Origin of the sequence: Alcaligenes sp. HNGD-HTN06, from assembly GCF_049932565.1 — a bacterium.
Taxonomy (GTDB): Bacteria; Pseudomonadota; Gammaproteobacteria; order Burkholderiales; family Burkholderiaceae_B; genus Alcaligenes; species Alcaligenes ammonioxydans.
Genome location: NZ_CP187782.1, coordinates 2,053,005 through 2,071,624, shown reverse-complemented (window position 1 = coordinate 2,071,624; position 18,620 = coordinate 2,053,005). Strand labels below are relative to the sequence as shown.

Genomic DNA, 18,620 nt, shown 5'->3' with positions numbered 1-18,620 from the left:
TCTGGCTAAAATAACAAACACTTTATTATCAAGGTTAATCATGAGCAGCCCCGAGCACGACCCTCACCATCATCACCACGAGCATGGCCAATGCCAGTGTGGGCAGCCGGACAGCTCGGGCATCTACCTGTTTTCGCCCTCTGGGCACCTCATGGAACCCCAACGGCTGGAGCTGGCCAGTCAACGACTGAAGCAACAGGGTTTTGCCGTGGATATCGACCCCGATGCCCTGGCCGTCCACGAACGCTTTGCCGGCACGGACGCTCAGCGTCTGGCCGCCGTGCAGCGCTCCTTGCAGCAGCCTCAGCCCATTGTGATGGCCACGCGAGGTGGCTACGGCCTGAGCCGCATATTGGGTCAGATCGATTGGCGTGCGGTGGCTGATAGTGGCAAGCGTTTTGTGGGCATGTCGGATTTCACGGCCTTCAATTTAGCGCTGCTTGCCCAGACCGGCGCCATCAGCTACACCGGGCCTACTGCGATTGCGGATTTTGGCGGAGAGGAAACGGATGAACTGACCACCGAGCTCTTTGGTGAGTTGATGCGTGGCGAGTTGGAGTTGTTCAGTTTTGAGTCCGAGGATTCGGATGCGGTCGACGGTCACGGTGTGCTGTGGGGCGGCAATCTGGCCCTGGTTTGCTCCTTGCTGGGCACCCCGTATTTCCCGCAGGTGGATGGCGGAATCCTGTTTCTCGAAGATGTGGGCGAAGCTCCGTACCGGGTCGAGCGCATGTTGACACAGCTTTGGCATGCCGGCGTGCTGAACCGTCAAATGGCGGTGGTGTTGGGTCGTTTCACTGCCTACAAGACAGGAGCTTCGGATAACGGCTTCGAGATGGAGTCGGTGGTGCGCTGGTTGCGTGAAACCGTCAAGGTTCCGGTCGTAACGGGACTACCTTATGGCCATGTGGAGGTCAAGGTTAGTCTGCCTATTGGGCAGGAAGTGGGTCTGGCCACCGAGGATGGCATGGCTTATCTGGTCCTCGATGAGCACGAGCACTAACGGATTTCGCGCCTGCTTGATACACTACTGGGTTGAACTCAACCTTTTTCAAAGTACGTTTACGTGATCTCCACCGCTAATTTAACGATCCAGTTTGGTGCCAAGCCTTTATTTGAAAACGTCAGTGTCAAACTGGGCGGAGGCAACCGCTACGGCCTGATTGGTGCCAATGGATCGGGCAAGTCTACCTTCATGAAAATCATTGGCGGCGACCTGGAGCCAAGTGGGGGTAATGTATCGCTGGACCCCGGCGTGCGTCTGGGTAAGTTGCGTCAGGACCAGTTTGCCTACGAAGACCAGCGGGTGCTGGATGTCGTCATGATGGGCCACACCGAAATGTGGAACACCATGCAAGAGCGTGATGCCATCTACGACAATCCGGAAGCCACTGAAGAAGACTATATGAAGGCCGCCGAGCTGGAGGCCCGTTTTGCCGAGTACGACGGCTATACCGCCGAGAGCCGGGCCGGTGAATTGCTGATGGGCCTGGAAATTCCGGTCGAACAGCATCAACTGCCCATGAGCGAAATTGCGCCGGGCTGGAAACTGCGCGTGCTGCTGGCTCAGGCCCTGTTCTCCAATCCCGATATCCTGCTGCTGGACGAACCGACCAACAACCTGGATATCAACACCATCCGCTGGCTGGAAGATGTGCTTAACGGCTATCAGAGCACCATGATTATCATTAGCCACGATCGTCACTTCCTGAACCAGGTCTGCACCCACATGGCCGACCTGGACTACGGCGAGCTGCGTGTCTATCCCGGCAACTACGACGATTACATGCTGGCTTCGGTGCAGTCGCGCGAGCGTGTGCTGGCAGCCAATTCCAAGGCCAAGGAACGCATAGGGGAACTGCAGGACTTTGTGCGTCGTTTTGCGGCCAACAAGTCCAAATCCCGCCAGGCTACCTCGCGTCTGAAGCAGATTGGTCGTCTCAAGGCGGACACGATCGAGGTCAAGCCCTCATCGCGCCAAAACCCGTTTATTCGTTTTGAGCAGAAAAAAGTCTTGCACCGCCTGGCGGTGACGGTCGAGGGTTTGAGCAAATCCTATGACCATCCCGTCATCAAGAATTTTTCTGCCATGATTGAAGCGGGCGAGAAAATCGCGATTGTGGGTGCGAACGGCGTGGGTAAGACGACCCTGTTGCGCTTGTTGGCCGGCGATCTGGCCCCCGACAGTGGTTCGGTGGTCTGGTCCGAAAATGCCGATATCGGTTATATGGCGCAGGACGTCTCGGATGAGTTCGATACGGACGACAATGTATTTGACTGGATCAGTCAGTTCCGTCAGGCCGGCGACGATGATCAGTCTTTGCGCTCCGTACTGGGCCGCATGCTATTTTCAGCCGACGACATCATCAAGCCTGTGAAAGTACTGTCCGGTGGCGAGAAAAACCGCATGACCTTCTCCCGCCTGATGTTGGGCCGTCACAATGTCATGTTGCTGGATGAACCGACTAACCACCTGGACATGGAATCGATCGAATCCTTGCAGATGGCCCTGGAAAAGTTTGAAGGCACCCTGATTTTCGTGTCCCATGACCGTGAGTTCGTCTCCGGTGTGGCAACCCGCATTATCGAAGTGATGCCCGAAGGCCGTCTGGTGGATTACCGCGGCGGCTATGAAGACTACCTGGCCAGTCGCGAACAGGACTGAGGGTAGGGGTGGCGGTCTTTACCCTGCGTGAGCCCACCAGCTTCGAACAGGACATCAAAAAAAGCCGTTTTCTGGCTTTGGCTGCGCCTGTCGACAGTGCCAGCCAGGCCTTGGCCTTCTTTCAGGCCAGGGGTGTGCCCGATGCCACGCATAATTGCTGGGCCTACAAGATCGGGTCTGAATACCGCTTTAACGATGATGGCGAACCCGGCGGCACAGCCGGGCGTCCCATTTTGCAAGCGATAGAAGGCCAGGATTGCGACCGCGTCGCGGTGCTGGTCATTCGCTGGTTTGGGGGCGTCAAGCTGGGCACGGGTGGCCTGGTGCGTGCCTATGGCGGCGTCGCCGCTCAATGTTTGCGTCTTGCTGACAAGCAGGAACTGATTCCCATGGCCGCCTTGCGCTGCCGCTGTTCATTTGCCGATCTGGCCCTGGTGCAATCCCGTTTCGACAGTTTTGGCGTTCAGGTTCAGGACGAGCAGTTCGATGCAGAAGGCGTGCGCTGGCTATTGAATCTGCCGCTCGGGCATCAAGCAGACTTTCAGCAAGCCTTTATCAATATGACGCGCGGCCAAGGTGAATGCGAGCCTGTCGAACAGGCATAAATGATCGCTTTACGGCAGACTGGCTCTGGTCTGTTGTCGCTAGAGCGTCTGCTGCGGTTTTCTGGACGAAAAGGTATCTTTTCCAGACGATTGTCTCTCTGTGCCGTCCAGTCTGTGGCCATACTACCTCTCTGTGACTCCTTTTACGTCCTTATCCGGCCAGTGGGTTCGATTGGGTCCAGTCTGCATTGGGGGTACGTCATGACTTATGAAATCCATGCCAGCCAGTGGCTTAACACCTCGGCACCTTTAAGCCTGGCGTCCTTGCGGGGCCGGGTAGTGGTCGTCACCGCCTTTCAGCTGCTTTGCCCTGGTTGCGTCATCAACAGCCTGCCACAAGCCAGAAAACTTGATACTCTGTTTTCGCGTGATGATCTGCGCATCATCGGTTTGCATAGCGTGTTCGAGCACCACGATGTGATGGGGCCTGCCGCTTTGCAGGCTTTTGTTCACGAGTACCGTTTGAATTTTCCCATCGCCATTGACCAGCCCTCAGACACCGGCCCCTTGCCGCGTACCATGAAGGCATGGGGTTTGGGGGGGACGCCCTCAACGATCATCTTTGATCGAGACGGCAAGCTGGCGTTGAAAGAGCTGGGGCATCTGGATGATTTACGTCTGGGGGCCTTTGTCGGTCAGCTGATTGCCCGAAATACTCATGTGCAGGATAAGAAAGGGGAGGAGGCACAAGCGGTCGCGGACAAGAATGGTTCTGCATCTTGCGGGCCGACGTGTACCTACTGAGTTTTTTGCTGAAAAGGGTTTGTCATGAAGATTGCGGTGTTTGATACCTATGTGGTGCGCCCTGATGGGCGTCGCATGCACTTTGATATTTTGGTCAATGACGACGCCAAGGATATGGACAAGGTGTTAAGTTATGGCCAGCGTTATCTGGCGGCCAAAGGGGTGAATGTGGAGACTTTCACCTCGCGTGAATGCCGTTTTTGCCATACGGAAATCGCTTCGGCGCCGGTAGAGAACGAAATCAAACGGCGGGGCTTTGCCATCATTGAGCTGGAGAACTGCGAGTAGGCTTGCTGCAGACAAAAAAACGCCAGACTGCATGTCTGGCGTTTTTCTTGTTGGGAAGCCGATCAGGCTTGATCAGGCTCCTGGTTTTGCTGGGCGGCAATTTCAGCGTGGACCTTTTCCATGTCCACCGCCTTGACTTGTTCGACCAGGTCGTCCAGCTGGGCCGCCGATAGGGCGCCGGCCTGCGAGAACAGCAGAACGCGCTCGCGAAACACCATCAAGGTGGGAATGGAGCGGATACGCAGGCCCGCGGCCAGCTCCTGCTCTTCCTCGGTGTTGACTTTGGCAAACGTGACATCCGGGTGCTTGGCCGCTGCCGCGTCAAAGACGGGGGCAAATTGGCGGCATGGACCGCACCAGGGCGCCCAGAAGTCGATAATCAGTGGCTTGCCGTCTTCCACGGCGGCCTGGAATGTTTCTTCGTTCAGTTCGACGATGCTCATGGGGGAGCCTCCGCAATAAAAAAGCGGCTGATGGTGTTCAGCCGCTTCGTTAAACATGCAATCAGTGTACTCGTTTTCCAGACAGCCCTAAAGCGCCACACGAATTTGCTGTAAGGTTTTTCATTCCGTAGCGATTGCGTACTTGATCACAAACAAAATGGCAACAATCAGCGTGGCCAGGTGAATACTGCGCCACCGGCCCGTGCTCAGCTTCAGGATCACATAGCTGATAAAGCCAAAGGCCAGACCATTGGCAATGGAGTAGGTGAACGGCATGGTCAAGGCGGCCAGCGCAGCAGGCACAGCCTCGGTCATGTCATCCCATTTCACTTCGGTAATTTCGCGCATCATCAAGCACGCTACGTACAGCAAGGCGGGGGCGGTGGCGTAACCGGGAACGGTCGCGGCCAGCGGCGAGAAGAACAGCGCCAGCAGGAACAGTACGCCAATGGTCAAGGCCGTCAGGCCCGTGCGGCCGCCGGCCTGCACGCCTGAGGCGCTCTCGACATACGCGGTGGTGCTGCTGGTGCCGAGCATGGAGCCGGCCACAATGGCGGTACTGTCAGCGAGCAGGGCGCGGCCCAGACGGTTGGGTTTGCCTTCTTCGATCAGACGGGCACGTTTGGCAACCCCGATCATGGTGCCGGTAGCGTCAAATACCTCAACCAGAACCAGCACCAGAATCACGTGAACAAAACCCGTGTGCAGGGCGCCCATGATGTCCAACTGCATGAAGGTGGGCATGAGCGACGGAGGCGCGGAGACCACGCCGCCAAACTCGCTATGACCAGTCAGCATGGACAGAATGGTCACAGCCAGAATACCGATCAGGATCGCACCGCGTACCTTCAGTGCATCCAGGGCAGCAATGATAAAGAAGCCCAGAATCGCGTACAGGGCCGCGGGCTGGGTCAGATCACCCAGACCAATCTTGGTCGCGGGGTGGGCGACGACGATGCCCGAGTTCATCAGGGCGATCAGGCCCAGGAACATGCCGATACCGGCGGCAATCGCGCTTTGCAGGGATTTCGGGATGCCCCGGATCAGCCATGACCGGATGCCAGTCACCGTCAGGATCAGGAAGATGACACCCGAGATAAACACGGCGCCCAGTGCCTGTTGCCAGCTATAGCCCAGGGTTGCGACCACAGTGAACGCAAAAAAGGCGTTCAGGCCCATGCCCGGTGCCATGCCGATGGGCCAGTTCGCGACAAAGGCCATAATGAAGGTGCCCAGAGCGGCGGCTAGGCAGGTCGCTACAAAGATGGCATTGTGATCCATCCCGGTGGACGACAGGATGTCTGGGTTCACAAAAATGATGTAGGACATGGTCAGGAAGGTAGTAATACCTGCCAGGACCTCGGTGCGAACGTTGGTGCCGTGCTCAGCGAGTTTGAAGAGACGTTCAAACATGGGCAGCCTCCTTGTGATTATTAGGCGATCGGAGCGTGAGTGTATCGATGCGGGATTTTAACCACGAGTGTGCCACTGCGTCCCCCCCTTTTATGCGATGTATCGGCACAACCCCGATACTATCGGCTGGTTTCAAGGAAGGGATAAATTCCTGTTTTCCCCAATACAGCAGGCTAAAATAAGTGCCATGAATATTCTTGGATTTGAAAGTTCCTGCGATGAAACCGGCGTGGCGCTGGTCAGTACGGAACAGGGCCTGTTGGCCCATGCCTTGCACAGCCAGATTGCCATGCATCGTGAATACGGTGGTGTGGTGCCTGAGCTGGCCTCTCGCGATCATATCCGCCGCGTCCTGCCCTTGACCCGTCAGGTCCTGGCCTCCTGTCAGATGCAACTCGATCAGGTCGATGCCATTGCCTACACCGCCGGTCCCGGGCTGGCGGGCGCCTTGTTGGTCGGGGCCAGTGTGGCGCAGTCGATTGCCTGGTCACTGAAAAAACCCACCATTGCCATCCATCACCTGGAAGGCCATTTGCTCTCGCCGCTTCTGGCAGAACCGCGACCGGAATTTCCGTTCGTGGCCTTGCTGGTGTCGGGCGGGCATACGCAACTGATGCGCGTCGACGGGGTGGGGCAGTATGAGCTGCTGGGCGAAACGCTGGACGACGCGGCTGGTGAAGCCTTTGATAAAAGCGCCAAGCTGATGGGTTTGGGCTATCCCGGTGGGCCAGCCTTGTCGCGCCTGGCCGAGCAAGGCGATGCCACGGTGTACGAGCTGCCGCGGCCCATGTTGCACAGCAAAGAGCTGGACTTCAGCTTTAGTGGCCTGAAAACTGCCGTGCTGACTCGTTTGCGCAAGCTGGAGGCGCAGGAGGGAGGGGTAACGCAACAGCAACGTGCAGATCTGGCTGCCGGCACCGAAGCGGCCATCGTGGATGTATTGGCGGCCAAGGCGATCAAGGCCTTGAAGCAAACTGGTCTGAAGCGCTTGGTGGTGGCCGGAGGGGTGGGCGCCAACCGTCATTTGCGCGGCTATTTGCAAAAGGCCGTGGCGCGTCTGAAGGGCGAGGTATTTTTTCCGCCCTTGGAGTTTTGTACCGATAACGGGGCCATGATTGCTTTTGCGGCGGCGATGCGGGTCAAGCATGGCCTGGCCCGCCTGGACGATAGTCAGCATGGCTTTGCCATCCGACCTCGCTGGGATCTGGCCTGCGTCAATCAGTCCGTGTCCCAGCTTAAGCCCTGAAGATTACTTCTTTTTGGCGCCGATCTTGCTTTCTTTGCCGGTCATCAGGCGACGGATGTTTTCCTGGTGACGCCACAGTAAAAAGGCACTGATCAGGACCAGAGCGGTGGCAATGGAAGTATTCATGGGCCAGACGACCTTGGCGCCGAGCAGGTAATACAAAGGGGCGAAGATCGCGCTGACCAGGGCGGCCAGCGAAGAGTAGCGGCTGACATAGGCGATGATCAGCCAGGTGAGGGCGGTGGCCAGCGCCAGCCAGGGCAGCAGCGCTAAAATGACCCCCAGTGCGGTGGCCACACCTTTGCCGCCTTTGAATCCCAGAAAGACCGGGTACAGGTGACCTAGAAAGGCACAAAAGGCACTGATTCCCAGCAAGGCAGGCGCCCAGCCCCAATTGCTGATGGCTTGTTGGGTCAGAAAGACAGCCAGCCAGCCCTTGAACGCGTCGCCCAGCAAGGTCAGAATGGCTGCTTTTTTATTGCCGCTACGTAGTACATTAGTGGCTCCCGGATTTTTCGAACCAAAGGTGCGCGGGTCCTGCAAGCCCATGATCTTGCTCACGATGACGGCAAACGGCAAGGAGCCGAGCAAATAGGACAAGAGAGCGACCAGCGGGGCGGCCACGGCAAAAGAAACGGCGTTCATGAGGATCGAGCTCCACAATTATTGTTGCGCGGATTCTACCGGCCTTGCAGCAAAATACCAAAGGCAGCGGGTACAATTTGTTGCCCCTGTTAGATTTTTAACGGAAAAGTAAAGCATGCGTATTCTGGTCTCCAATGATGATGGCTACACGGCAGCCGGTATCGAGGCTTTGTATGAAGCTTTGCAAGGACTGGGCGAGCTCACTGTCATTGCACCCGAGACCAATTGCAGCGGTGCCAGCAATTCCCTGACGTTGAATCGTCCCTTGTCGCTGCGCCAGGCCAACAATGGTTTTTATTTTGTCAATGGTACACCGTCCGATTGTGTCCACGTGGCCCTGACCGGCTTGCTGGATTTTCGTCCTGATCTGATTGTGTCCGGCATCAATAATGGCGCCAATATGGGTGATGACACCTTGTATTCGGGTACGGTTGCCGCAGCGATGGAAGGCCATCTGTTCGGTATTCCCGCCATCGCTTTTTCCCTGATCGAGCGCGGCTGGAAGAATCTGGACAGTGCTGCCCGCGTGGCGCGCGATTTGGTCGAGCGCTGCCAGCAGCGTCCTTTGGCGGCCAATACCTTGCTGAACGTGAATATTCCGTGTCTGCCTTATGAGGCGCTCAAGGGCATGCAGGTGACCCGTCTTGGCAAGCGGCATCCCTCGGAGCCGGTAGTCAAGAGTCAGACGCCCTATGGAGAGCCGGTCTATTGGATTGGTCGCGTTGGCGGGGTATCCGATAGTGAGCAGGGAACAGATTTTGGTGCTGTCGAGCAAGGGGCCGTTTCTATTACTCCCTTGCGTGCCGACTTGACTCATCACGAGCAGCTGGCGGGTTTGCGGGACTGGGTGCAATGACAAGTAAGCCAGGCAAGCGCTATCCTTTTGCGGACGGAACACGCAACCGGTTTGGAAAATCCAGCCTGGGCAGTGGTCTGTCGGCCACCAACAGCAATACCCGTATTGTGCAGCGCGGTCAGTTACAACCCGCACCGACGGTGGTGTTGTCTGCACAAGTGTCAACAAGTGTCAATCTGGGTTTGAACTCGGAACGCTCGCGTGGCATGATGATCGAGCGCTTGCGCCGACAGGGTATCACTGATGAACGGGTGCTGGCCGCCATGCAGGCGGTGCCGCGCCATCAGTTTGTCGATCAGGGTCTGGCCAGTCGGGCCTACGAAGATGACGCCCTGCCTATCGGCTTTGCGCAGACCATCTCTCAGCCGTGGGTCGTGGCCCACATGATCAGCCTGGTATGCGACCATAAAATACCGAGTAAAGTGCTGGAAGTGGGGGCCGGGTGTGGTTATCAGGCCGCTGTTTTGGCACAATTAGTAAAAGAAGTGTATGCCGTAGAACGCATCAAAGGCCTGTGCGATCTGGCGCGTGACCACATGCGCCAACTGGGCCTGTCGCAACGGGCACGCATAATGTTTGGTGACGGAATGCAAGGTTACCCGGCGGCGGCGCCATATGATGCTATTGTTGTGGCGGCAGCCGGCCCGGTCATTCCGAGAAGCCTGCTGGAACAATTAACAGTGGGGGGGCGACTGATCGCTCCCGAAGGTACGACACAACAGCGCCTGGTTTTGGTGGAACGCACCGGACAGGCTGCTTGGCGTCGTGAAGAACTTGATGCGGTTCGCTTCGTGCCGATGCGAGCCGGAACCCAGATTTAGTCAGATATTCTCAGGAGATTTATATGCAGCATGCAGTCAGGTTACCGTTAACCGCTGCTTCCACCGGTACACAGTGGTTCTTGACGCCCCGTCAGTGCCTGGTGGCGGCTGTGGTCACCAGTACCCTGCTGGCTGGTTGTGCAAGCCGTACCGAGCGCGCCCCAGTCACTGACCTGAGTTCTTCTTCAGCAGCGGGCAGTGTCAGCACGGCTTCGGGTACGTACGTCGTACGCCCCGGCGATACGCTCTACAAGATTGCACAAGCGCACGGCATGGACGTGAACTCGCTGATACAGTTGAACCAGATTACCGATCCATCCATGCTGCGTGTGGGCCAAACCCTGCGTCTGGATGGAAGTACGTCGATGGCGGCGACCACTACACGTCCTGCCAGCAGCGGCAGCACCCAGACCTCGCCGGTCAGTCCTGCCACCCCTGTCAAGACGGAAACGCCGGTGTCGGCCCCTCGCGCCAGTGATGCGGCGCTCATTGCCTGGGGCTGGCCAGCCAGTGGCAAGATTATCCAGGGTTTCAATGCCTCCACCAAAGGGATTGATATTGAAGGCAAGGTGGGGGACCCGGTTGTAGCGGCGGCTGACGGCAAGATCATGTATGCCGGTAACGGCGTGCGTGGCCTGGGTTCCATGGTCCTGGTCGGCCACAGCAATGGCTTTATTACCGCCTACGCTCATAACAGCGTCCTGCATGTAAAAACAGGTCAGCAAGTGAAGAAGGGTCAGCGTATTGCCGATCTGGGCCAGTCGGACACGACCTCGCCTCGTCTGCACTTTGAGATTCGACGCTCCGGTACGCCGGTTAACCCGATGTCTTATCTGCCTGCGCGATAAACTCGGTAGTGTGTCTGAAAAAAGCGGCTTCTGGCCGCTTTTTTTGTCTGACGTGTTTGGAGTGGAGCGCCGGGCCTGAATGATCCCAAGACGGATCTTGAGGGGGAAGCCAACAGCCTTCTGTGGTATCTATGTGCCGCATAGGTAGTGACCTTGCGGAACCGCCATGGTCGGATTGTGCTTGTTTTTACCCGTTGAGCCGGATGCTCATTGTAAAATCATCGATTCGCCATCGCTAGCGGCGGTGCAACTGCGCCTATCTGCCTGGCAGGACGCTTATTTGGGTTTTTATCGAATGTCTGACGTATTGTTAATTGAGTCGCTGGATCTGGAAGGCCGCGGCGTCGCCCACAAAGAGGGCAAAGTGGTGTTTGTGGAAGGCGCGCTGCCAGGCGAGAAAGTGTTGGCCGAGACGGTGCGCTCCAAAGACTCGTATGACAAGGCCCGCATGACCGCTTTGCTGCAGGCTTCGTCCCAGCGTGCCGAGCCTCCCTGTCCCAATTTCGGGGTTTGTGGCGGTTGCGCCATGCAACATCTGGAGCCCTCGGCCCAGGTGGCGGTTAAGCAGCGTGTGCTGGAGGATTCATTGGCGCACATCGGCAAGGTCAAGCCGGGCCGGGTGCTGGCGCCCTTGCATGGCCCCTACTGGGGCTACCGCTACCGTGCGCGCTTCTCCATGCGTTATGTGCCCAAAAAGGGAGGAGTGCTGGTAGGCTTTCGTGAGAAGAATGGCCGTTATGTTGTGGACATGACTGAATGCCGCGTGTTGCCTCCCAAGGTATCGGCTCTGCTCGAGCCCTTGCGCACTTGCCTGGCAGGCCTGTCGCGCCCGGACCGATTGCCACAGATTGAGCTGGCCATGGGCGACCGGGTCATTACCCTGACCCTGCGTCATATGGAGCCGCTGACCAGCGAGGATATCCAGCGTTTGCAGGATTTCGGGCAAGAGCACGACATTAGCTGGTGGTTGCAGCCCAAGGGCCCGGAAACGGCGCACCCCTTGTTGCGCGAAGATGCGGACAAGCTGGCCTATGCCTTACCCGAGTTTGACTTGCGCATGCCGTATCGTCCTACGGACTTTACGCAGGTGAACCACGACATTAACCGTAGCCTGATCTCGCGTGCCTTGACCCTGCTGGACGTCAAGCCCGAGCACCGTGTGGCCGACTTGTTCTGTGGTCTGGGTAACTTCAGCCTGCCCCTGGCACGTCGTGCTGCCGAAGTGGTCGGCATTGAGGGCAGCAGCACCTTGACCGAACGTGCTGGTGAAGCGGCCTTGGTTCACGGCTTGCAGGCCAAGGCTACATTCACAACGCTGAACCTGTTTGAAGTGGATGTGCAATGGCTACGTGATCTGGGCCATTTTGATCGTATGTTGATTGACCCGCCGCGTGACGGTGCCTTCGCGGTGGCCACCGCTTTGGCGCAACTGGAAAAGCACGAACGTCCCGAGCGTCTGGTTTATGTGTCCTGTAGCCCTGGTACCTTGGCCCGTGACGCTGGTGTGCTGGTTCATCAAGGTGGCTACACATTGGAATCGGCGGGCGTGGTGAATATGTTCCCGCATACGGCGCACGTTGAGTCGATTGCTGTTTTTACGCGTTAAGCACGCCCTGGACAGACTTGTTATAGAGCGCCTCGCAAAGTGGACAGAGTTCCAGTTTGCGGGGCGTTTTTTTTCCTCACGCCAGCCCCGCCACTCAATCGCCTACGCTGCTGCTTTCAAGCCCAAAAACGTGGGCTGAACGGCGTTTAAAGGCGGATCGAAGGTTGACTCAAGGCCGTATGCACTGTTCGGTCGGGCGCTCGGAGTGGACTTCCTGTTTTTGCCATGCCAGCGGGTAGCACGCTGTTCTGCATTCGGGCGCGTAGGGGCCACGCAGCTTGATCCGTGCTGTGATCCGGAGTGAGCCCGTTTCTGCTGTTACAGGTCTGGGGAAGGCGTGGCCGCTTTGCTGGCGTGGGCAGCCAAGCCATCGTGTATCAGTTCCATCATCATTTTGAATACCTGCTCGGAGTGCAAATGCACAAAGCGCGGCAGAACCCGGCGCAGCATGGGGATGTCTTCAGCAGGCCACTGTTGAAGTTCGTCCAGTTCTTGGCTTGTCACGGGACGGATCAAACCACTTAGCTCACCTTGAATCAAGCCGTAAAGGGCGGCATACCAGCCTACACAGGCGGCGGGGATCTCGGCATCACTCAACCCTGCATCGCGCAAAGCGCCATACACCTGCTCAAGGACCAGGTAGTCGGCACTGCCGGTATTCAGAAAACGCTGCATTTGTTGAAAAGTCTGCGGATAATTCAACGCCAGAGTCCGATATTGTCGGGCCAGATCATAGAGTCGTTCGTCCCAGGGCTGGTGACGGTCTACGGGTTGAATGCGACCACTTAAGTAATCCGCCATTGCACGCAGCAGCCCTTCTTTGGACTTGAAGTGATAGAGCACGGCCATGGGGTCGCAGCCTACCCGTTCCCCCAATTTCCGCAGTGAAAAGCCATGATCCCCAGCTTCTTCGATCAAGTTGACGGCCGCCAGCACCAGCTCGTTCTTATTGAGTTTGCGTGTTCGGGTCGTGGTGAGAGGGGATGCGTGCGCCAATAGTGTTCCTTTAGTGCGAGAAAAGAGTAACGGGTCAATTTGCCAAGTTTAACTCTACAGAGTAGAATAAATTCAATTCTACAGCGTAGAAGAAGATCGTTCCATTCCGTTTTTGCAACGGGATGTTGATAACGAGACAGAACGGAACGCCGCGTTGACGGGGCGTCACCGGAGCATTCCGCTCTGTGATCCAGGCGGCCAAAGGGCCGTAACAGACACAGGACATTTATGCTTATTTCCAAACCCACGCTTTTAAACGATGTTTCTCATGCACAGAGCTTGTTGACCAGTAATCCTCGATTGTGGAACTGGCGGCAAGGCCATCTGAACGACGCGGTCGCGCCTGCTACCTACTACGAGGCGTCTCTTGCACCCTGGACCTGCTTTGAACCCCTGCAAGCTGACACGCACTGCGATGTGCTGGTGGTCGGTGGCGGCCTGCTGGGGGCCTCGACCGCCTTGCACCTGGCCCGCTCCGGTCTGGATGTGGTGCTGGTGGAAAAAGACAGTATTGGCTCGGCGGCCTCAGGCCGCAACGGCGGGCAACTGACACCGGGTCTGGCTCGATGGGAAGCGGCGGACATGATCGCGCATCTGCCCTTGGATGAAGCTCGTCGCTTGTGGCGCTTTGCCTCGCACGAAGCCATGGATCTACTGGATCAGATCGCTCAGGATTACGAACTGGATTTTGATCGTCGCCGCGGCCATTTGACGGCTGCCGTTCATGCCGGCCATATGGGTGCTCTGGTAGAGGGGGCGGATGCCCGCCGCTATCTGGGTGATACCAGTGTGGAAATTGTGGGTAGTTACGAGCTGGAGCAGGAAATCCGCTCGCCGCTGTATCACGGTGCCGTGGTGGATACCTTGGGTGGTCAACTGCACCCCTTGGCGCTGCTGCGCGGACTGGTGTATGGCCTGGTTCAGCATGGCGGTCGAGTTTACGAAGGCAGCCCGGTCCAGGAGATCGAGCAGACGGAAAAGGGCGCCTTGGCCATCACCCCCGGTGGCACGATTCTGGCGCGTCAGGCCTTGGTGCTGGCCGTGCATGACACGACTTCGCAGTTCTTGCCCACGCAGTCCAATACCACTGTTCCGTTCTATACCTATGTAGGTGTGACTGAACCCCTGGAGTGTCCAGTCAGCGAGCTGCTGCCAACCGACCGTGCGGTGTATGACACACAATTCCAGATCGACTACTACCGAGCCGTGCGTCAAAACCGTTTGCTGTTTGGCGGGCAGGGCACCGGTACCAGTTGGTCTCCTGACCGTATCAATGACTACTTGCTGGATCGTATCCAGACGGTTTTCCCGCAGCTGGAGCAGGTGCAGTTGGACTTTTCCTGGAGCGGGATCAGTGACTTTACTCTGAACGGTGCCACGGACTCGCGCAAGACCGAGGATGCGGTTCCCGTGTACATGGTGCATGGCTGGAGTGGTCACGGCGTGGCGCAAACCGTGCGTATTGGTAAAGCCATTAGTGACGACGTCATGGGTCGCAACGAGGACTTTGCCATGCTGACGGATATTACCCACCGCAGCATCCCTTTGGGCCATCACTTATCGGGTCTGGCCATCCCCGTGGTCAAGGCCGCGATAGGCATGATGAGCGCGGTTAATCCCGGTCGCCTGGTGTCGTTCTAAGTACGCTTTCAAGTCCCTGCTCAGCGGCGTTGACTAGGGCAAGCCCTTACTTGTTTTCGATCCTGATTGCTTTACATTGTGATTTCCTATTTGTATTGGCTTCAATATTTTAGGTTCATAATAATTTTCAGTATCATAAAAATAAGGGACAGATATGCAGAAAGGGCTTGTTCGTACCGGGCTTGTGGCCGCTGGTTTGATCTTGGGTTGGGCGGGGGCACCGACCCACGCGCAAGTGCAGTCGGTAGAGGTGATGCGGGACAGTTATGGCGTGCCGCACGTCTTTGCCGACAGCCACTATGGCTTGTATTACGGCTATGGTTATGCGGTCGCCCAAGACCGTCTGTTCCAGATGGACATGGCGCGTCGCTCCTTTGTCGGCACAACCGCCGCCGTCTTAGGCCCTGGTGAGCAAGATGCCTACGTCAAGTACGACATGCAGGTGCGGCAGAACTTCACCCCGGCTTCCATACAGCGGCAGATCGCGGCCTTGTCCAAGGATGAGCGCGATATTTTTCGTGGCTATGCCGATGGCTATAACGCCTATCTGGAGCAGGTGCGGCGTCGCCCTGAGTTGCTGCCCAAAGAATATGTGGATTTTGATTTCCAGCCCGAGCCGCTGACCGACTTTGATGTGGTCATGATCTGGGTGGGCTCCATGGCCAATCGCTTCTCCGACACGAATCTGGAAGTGACGGCACTGGCCATGCGTCAGTCTCTGGAGAAACAGCACGGCCCGGAACGAGGCCGTGCCTTGTTTGATGAGCTGCTGTGGATCAATGACACAACAGCTCCCACTACGGTTCCGGCCCCCGCTGCCGAGCACAAGCCGCAGGCACAAGCAGGGACGCAGGATCTGGCTCATGTTTCCTCGCCAGTACTGGCTACCGAGCTAGAGCGCCAGGACAAGCACTGGGGCGGCCGTGGCCCGGACTTCGCGCCCAAGGCCAGCAACCTGTGGAGCACTCGCCCCGAGCGAGTGCAGGAGGGCTCGACCGTACTGATCAACGGCCCACAGTTTGGCTGGTACAACCCGGCCTACACCTATGGCATTGGCTTGCATGGCGCCGGCTTCGATGTGGTGGGTAATACGCCTTTTGCCTATCCGATCGTACTGTTTGGCACCAATAGCGAGATTGCCTGGGGGGCGACTGCTGGCCCGCAAGATGTGGTGGACATATATCAGGAAAAATTGAACCCCTCGCGTGCCGATCAGTACTGGTTCAACAATGCCTGGCGCACGATGGAGCAGCGCAAGGAACGTATCCAGGTACGCGGTCAGGCTGATCGGGAAATGACGATCTGGCGCACCGTGCACGGCCCTGTGATGCAGTTTGATTACGATCAGGGCGCGGCGTACAGCAAGAAACGCAGCTGGGATGGCTATGAGGTGCAGTCCTTGCTGGCCTGGTTGAACGTGGCCAAGGCCCGCAACTGGACGGAGTTTCTGGATCAAGCCAGCAAGATGGCGATTTCGATCAACTGGTACTACGCCGACAAGCACGGCAATATTGGTTATGTCTCGCCGGCCTTCCTGCCCCAGCGTCCTGCCGATCAGGACATCCGTGTCCCTGCCAAGGGGGATGGCAGCATGGAGTGGCTGGGCATCAAGAGTTTCGACGCGATTCCCAAAGCCTACAATCCACCCCAGGGCTATCTGGTCAACTGGAACAACAAGCCTGCGCCGGACAAAACCAATACGGATACTTACTATTGGACCTATGGCGACCGCATGAATGAACTGGTCAGTCAGTACCAGCAGAAAGACCTCTTCAGTGTGCAGGAGATCTGGGAGTTCAATCAAAAAGCCTCCTATAGCGATGTGAACTGGCGCTACTTCCGCCCACATCTGGAAAAGCTGGCGCAACAGCTGCCGGCCGACGATAGCAGCAAGGCGGCGCTGACGATGTTGCTCGCTTGGGATGGAATGGAACAGGATCAGGGAGGGCAAAATGCCGGACCGGCGCGGGTGCTCTTCAAGACCTGGCTGGAAGAAATGTACAAGCAGGTCTTGATGCCGGTGGTGCCTGAATCGCATCGCGCCATGTATAGCCAGACTGGTTTTGCCACGCAGCAAGGTCCCAACCCCGGTTCCATCAACTTGAGCATGGGCACCAAGGTCTTGTTGCGTGCCTTGGCGCTGGAAGCCCATCCCGATCCCAAGCGTGTGAATGTCTTTGGTGAGCGCTCTTCTGAAGAAATCATGCTGGAGGCTTTGCGACATGCGCAGGCTCGCTTGAGCCAGGAGCAGGGCGCTCAGATGGCGCGCTGGACCATGCCGACCTCCGTGCATCGTTTCAGCGACAAGAACTTCACGGGAACCCCGCAGACGATGCCTGGCAATACCTTGGCCTTTACCGGCTATCAGAATCGAGGCACGGAAAATAACCGCGTGGTGTTTGATGCCAAGGGCGTGGAGTTCTGCGACGCCATGCCGCCCGGCCAAAGCGGTTTCACCGACCGCAATGGAGTGCGCAGCCCGCATTATGAGGATCAGCTGAAGTTGTACGAGAACTTCGAGTGCAAGACGATGGATGTGACGCATGCGGACATTCGTCGTAATGCGCAAAGCAGCACGATGCTGTTGATTCAGCCTCAGCCTTAACGTTGAGTGCGGCACCTGCGCTTTGAGGCGGTGCCGCTTTTTTTGATCGTTGCTGGAGGGCTTAGCTGGCCAGGAGATGTAGCCCGAAGTTGTAAATTAGTAAAAATAGCCTGTCAGTATCAGGAGCGAAGCTGAGTATGAAGTCCAAGCTGCAAATCCGGGCAGGATCGGAAGTGGGTTGAAGCGATATAAATGTATTGACTCAGGTTGATCTGACAGACTCTGGCAGGTCTATTGGGCAGAAAACGACCCGGAGCGGAAATAGGTGGTGAGCCCCGAACTCAGCGAGGAGCTGTCAGCGCAATTTGAGCGGCGCCCATCGCGACAAGATCCTCCAATTCGTGAACTGTCCGTATCTCGCACTTTTTTAGCATGCTTGGGATCGCCGAGGCTTCGATTTGGGTTTGCGCCTCTGCCCAATACCCAACAAGTTTGAGGGTGCCCCCGCCGACTGAAAGACGATGTGGGTTCAATAGATTGATGATTCCCCCAAGTGCACGCCCAAGAGCGCGTCCTCCTTCCGCAATCACTTCTAATGCCGCCAGATGACCTCGTTGGCTTAACAGTGCTAACTGGTTTGCGTCAACGTTAAGTCTATTGGCCATGTAGCGTCCACCAGCGATGTCGTCGAGTCTTTCCCACTGTGAGCCAGATGCCTGCACTGGCCAATATCCAAGTTCGCCAGCCCACCCCCTTGCACCGCGGAATACTTTGCCGTTGAGCATAAGACCACAACCAATGGCAGTACCCACCATAACGGTGACGGCTGTCTTGTCACTAGCCAAGTCAATTACAGTAGCGTGTAGTGCTGCATTCGCATCGTTTACCAAGGAAACCTGGTCGACTTTTTGGCAAAGCAGAGTATTTGCTCTCCACCCAGCAAGTTTCGGCAAGACATCACAGGCAACCACAGTATCGTTCTCGACGACGCCAGGTACAGCGATGCCAATCACAACGCCTGGTTCGACGTATTGCCCAATAAAATCCTTTAAGATATTCCTTAGATCAGCAGCACCGAAATCGGGTCCGGTTTCGAACCGCAGGACGTGATCCCGATACCTCAGTAGTAGCTTTGTCCCACCAAGATCAACTCCTACAGCGGACTGGAAGACCTGATTCATCATGTTTTACCTCAGTAGAGTTGTGTCCGCTTTTGGCTGAGAGCAGCAGTTCCAGTCCTAAGCCTAACGCAACTGAC

The 18,620-nt window shown here is 57.0% G+C and carries 17 protein-coding genes; 12 read left to right on the top strand and 5 right to left on the bottom strand.

Annotated elements, in window-relative coordinates:
• The first annotated feature begins 40 nt into the window (after positions 1–40).
• The 5 genes from ACOZ42_RS09385 to ACOZ42_RS09365 all read left to right on the top strand — a co-directional run bounded on the left by ACOZ42_RS09385 (position 41) and on the right by ACOZ42_RS09365 (position 4,302).
• Entirely contained in the window at positions 41–1,003 is a 963-nt protein-coding gene (locus tag ACOZ42_RS09385) for an LD-carboxypeptidase (protein WP_059317570.1), read from the top strand.
• A 63-nt stretch (positions 1,004–1,066) separates the two neighbouring features.
• A complete protein-coding gene (locus ACOZ42_RS09380; RefSeq protein WP_003799616.1) occupies positions 1,067–2,665 on the top strand; it encodes an ABC-F family ATPase in 1,599 nt (532 codons plus the stop codon).
• 8 nt (positions 2,666–2,673) lie between these two features.
• A complete protein-coding gene (locus tag ACOZ42_RS09375) occupies positions 2,674–3,270 on the top strand; it encodes an IMPACT family protein (RefSeq protein ID WP_003799618.1) in 597 nt (198 codons plus the stop codon).
• A gap of 201 nt (positions 3,271–3,471) precedes the next feature.
• A complete protein-coding gene (locus tag ACOZ42_RS09370; protein WP_336579450.1) occupies positions 3,472–4,014 on the top strand; it encodes a peroxiredoxin family protein in 543 nt (180 codons plus the stop codon).
• Positions 4,015–4,038: 24 nt separating this feature from the next.
• On the top strand, positions 4,039–4,302 hold the full coding sequence (locus ACOZ42_RS09365; RefSeq protein WP_426345072.1) for a DUF2024 family protein: 264 nt from the start codon (positions 4,039–4,041) through the stop codon (positions 4,300–4,302).
• Between the two features lie 62 nt (positions 4,303–4,364).
• Here the strand turns inward: ACOZ42_RS09365 and trxA are convergent, their stop codons facing one another.
• Together trxA and ACOZ42_RS09355 are read right to left on the bottom strand one after the other, a co-directional pair.
• Positions 4,365–4,745 (bottom strand): thioredoxin, encoded by a 381-nt coding sequence (gene trxA, locus ACOZ42_RS09360; protein WP_039943056.1) that lies wholly within the window; start codon positions 4,743–4,745, stop codon positions 4,365–4,367.
• Between the two features lie 120 nt (positions 4,746–4,865).
• Positions 4,866–6,158, bottom strand: coding sequence for an NCS2 family permease (locus ACOZ42_RS09355; protein ID WP_426345071.1), 1,293 nt, complete (start codon positions 6,156–6,158; stop codon positions 4,866–4,868).
• Positions 6,159–6,345: 187 nt separating this feature from the next.
• Between ACOZ42_RS09355 and tsaD the strand changes: the two genes are divergently transcribed.
• The gene (tsaD, locus tag ACOZ42_RS09350; RefSeq protein ID WP_426345070.1) at positions 6,346–7,404 is read left to right on the top strand and encodes a tRNA (adenosine(37)-N6)-threonylcarbamoyltransferase complex transferase subunit TsaD; all 1,059 of its coding nucleotides are present in this window, start codon (positions 6,346–6,348) and stop codon (positions 7,402–7,404) included.
• 3 nt (positions 7,405–7,407) lie between these two features.
• Here the strand turns inward: tsaD and plsY are convergent, their stop codons facing one another.
• Positions 7,408–8,049 (bottom strand): glycerol-3-phosphate 1-O-acyltransferase PlsY, encoded by a 642-nt coding sequence (plsY, locus tag ACOZ42_RS09345; RefSeq protein WP_003799629.1) that lies wholly within the window; start codon positions 8,047–8,049, stop codon positions 7,408–7,410.
• 115 nt (positions 8,050–8,164) lie between these two features.
• Between plsY and surE the strand changes: the two genes are divergently transcribed.
• The 4 genes from surE to rlmD all read left to right on the top strand — a co-directional run bounded on the left by surE (position 8,165) and on the right by rlmD (position 12,180).
• The gene (gene surE / locus ACOZ42_RS09340; protein ID WP_003799631.1) at positions 8,165–8,905 is read left to right on the top strand and encodes a 5'/3'-nucleotidase SurE; all 741 of its coding nucleotides are present in this window, start codon (positions 8,165–8,167) and stop codon (positions 8,903–8,905) included.
• The gene (locus tag ACOZ42_RS09335; protein WP_003799633.1) at positions 8,902–9,726 is read left to right on the top strand and encodes a protein-L-isoaspartate(D-aspartate) O-methyltransferase; all 825 of its coding nucleotides are present in this window, start codon (positions 8,902–8,904) and stop codon (positions 9,724–9,726) included. Before surE ends, ACOZ42_RS09335 begins: the two co-directional genes overlap by 4 nt.
• 23 nt (positions 9,727–9,749) lie before the next feature.
• A complete protein-coding gene (locus tag ACOZ42_RS09330; RefSeq protein ID WP_003799634.1) occupies positions 9,750–10,574 on the top strand; it encodes a peptidoglycan DD-metalloendopeptidase family protein in 825 nt (274 codons plus the stop codon).
• A gap of 295 nt (positions 10,575–10,869) precedes the next feature.
• Entirely contained in the window at positions 10,870–12,180 is a 1,311-nt protein-coding gene (rlmD, locus tag ACOZ42_RS09325; RefSeq protein ID WP_426345069.1) for a 23S rRNA (uracil(1939)-C(5))-methyltransferase RlmD, read from the top strand.
• A 318-nt stretch (positions 12,181–12,498) separates the two neighbouring features.
• Here rlmD and ACOZ42_RS09320 read toward each other — a convergent pair whose 3' ends face one another.
• Positions 12,499–13,176, bottom strand: a complete 678-nt coding sequence (locus ACOZ42_RS09320) for a TetR/AcrR family transcriptional regulator (protein WP_426345068.1) — start codon at positions 13,174–13,176, stop codon at positions 12,499–12,501.
• A gap of 228 nt (positions 13,177–13,404) precedes the next feature.
• On the opposite strand from ACOZ42_RS09320, the gene ACOZ42_RS09315 reads away from it, so the two are divergent.
• Complete coding sequence (locus ACOZ42_RS09315) at positions 13,405–14,817, top strand: NAD(P)/FAD-dependent oxidoreductase (protein WP_426345067.1); 1,413 nt, start codon at positions 13,405–13,407, stop codon at positions 14,815–14,817.
• A gap of 154 nt (positions 14,818–14,971) precedes the next feature.
• Entirely contained in the window at positions 14,972–17,422 is a 2,451-nt protein-coding gene (locus ACOZ42_RS09310) for a penicillin G acylase (protein ID WP_426345066.1), read from the top strand.
• A 281-nt stretch (positions 17,423–17,703) separates the two neighbouring features.
• Here ACOZ42_RS09310 and ACOZ42_RS09305 read toward each other — a convergent pair whose 3' ends face one another.
• Complete coding sequence (locus ACOZ42_RS09305; protein ID WP_336579454.1) at positions 17,704–18,546, bottom strand: ROK family protein; 843 nt, start codon at positions 18,544–18,546, stop codon at positions 17,704–17,706.
• Positions 18,547–18,620 lie beyond the last annotated feature (74 nt).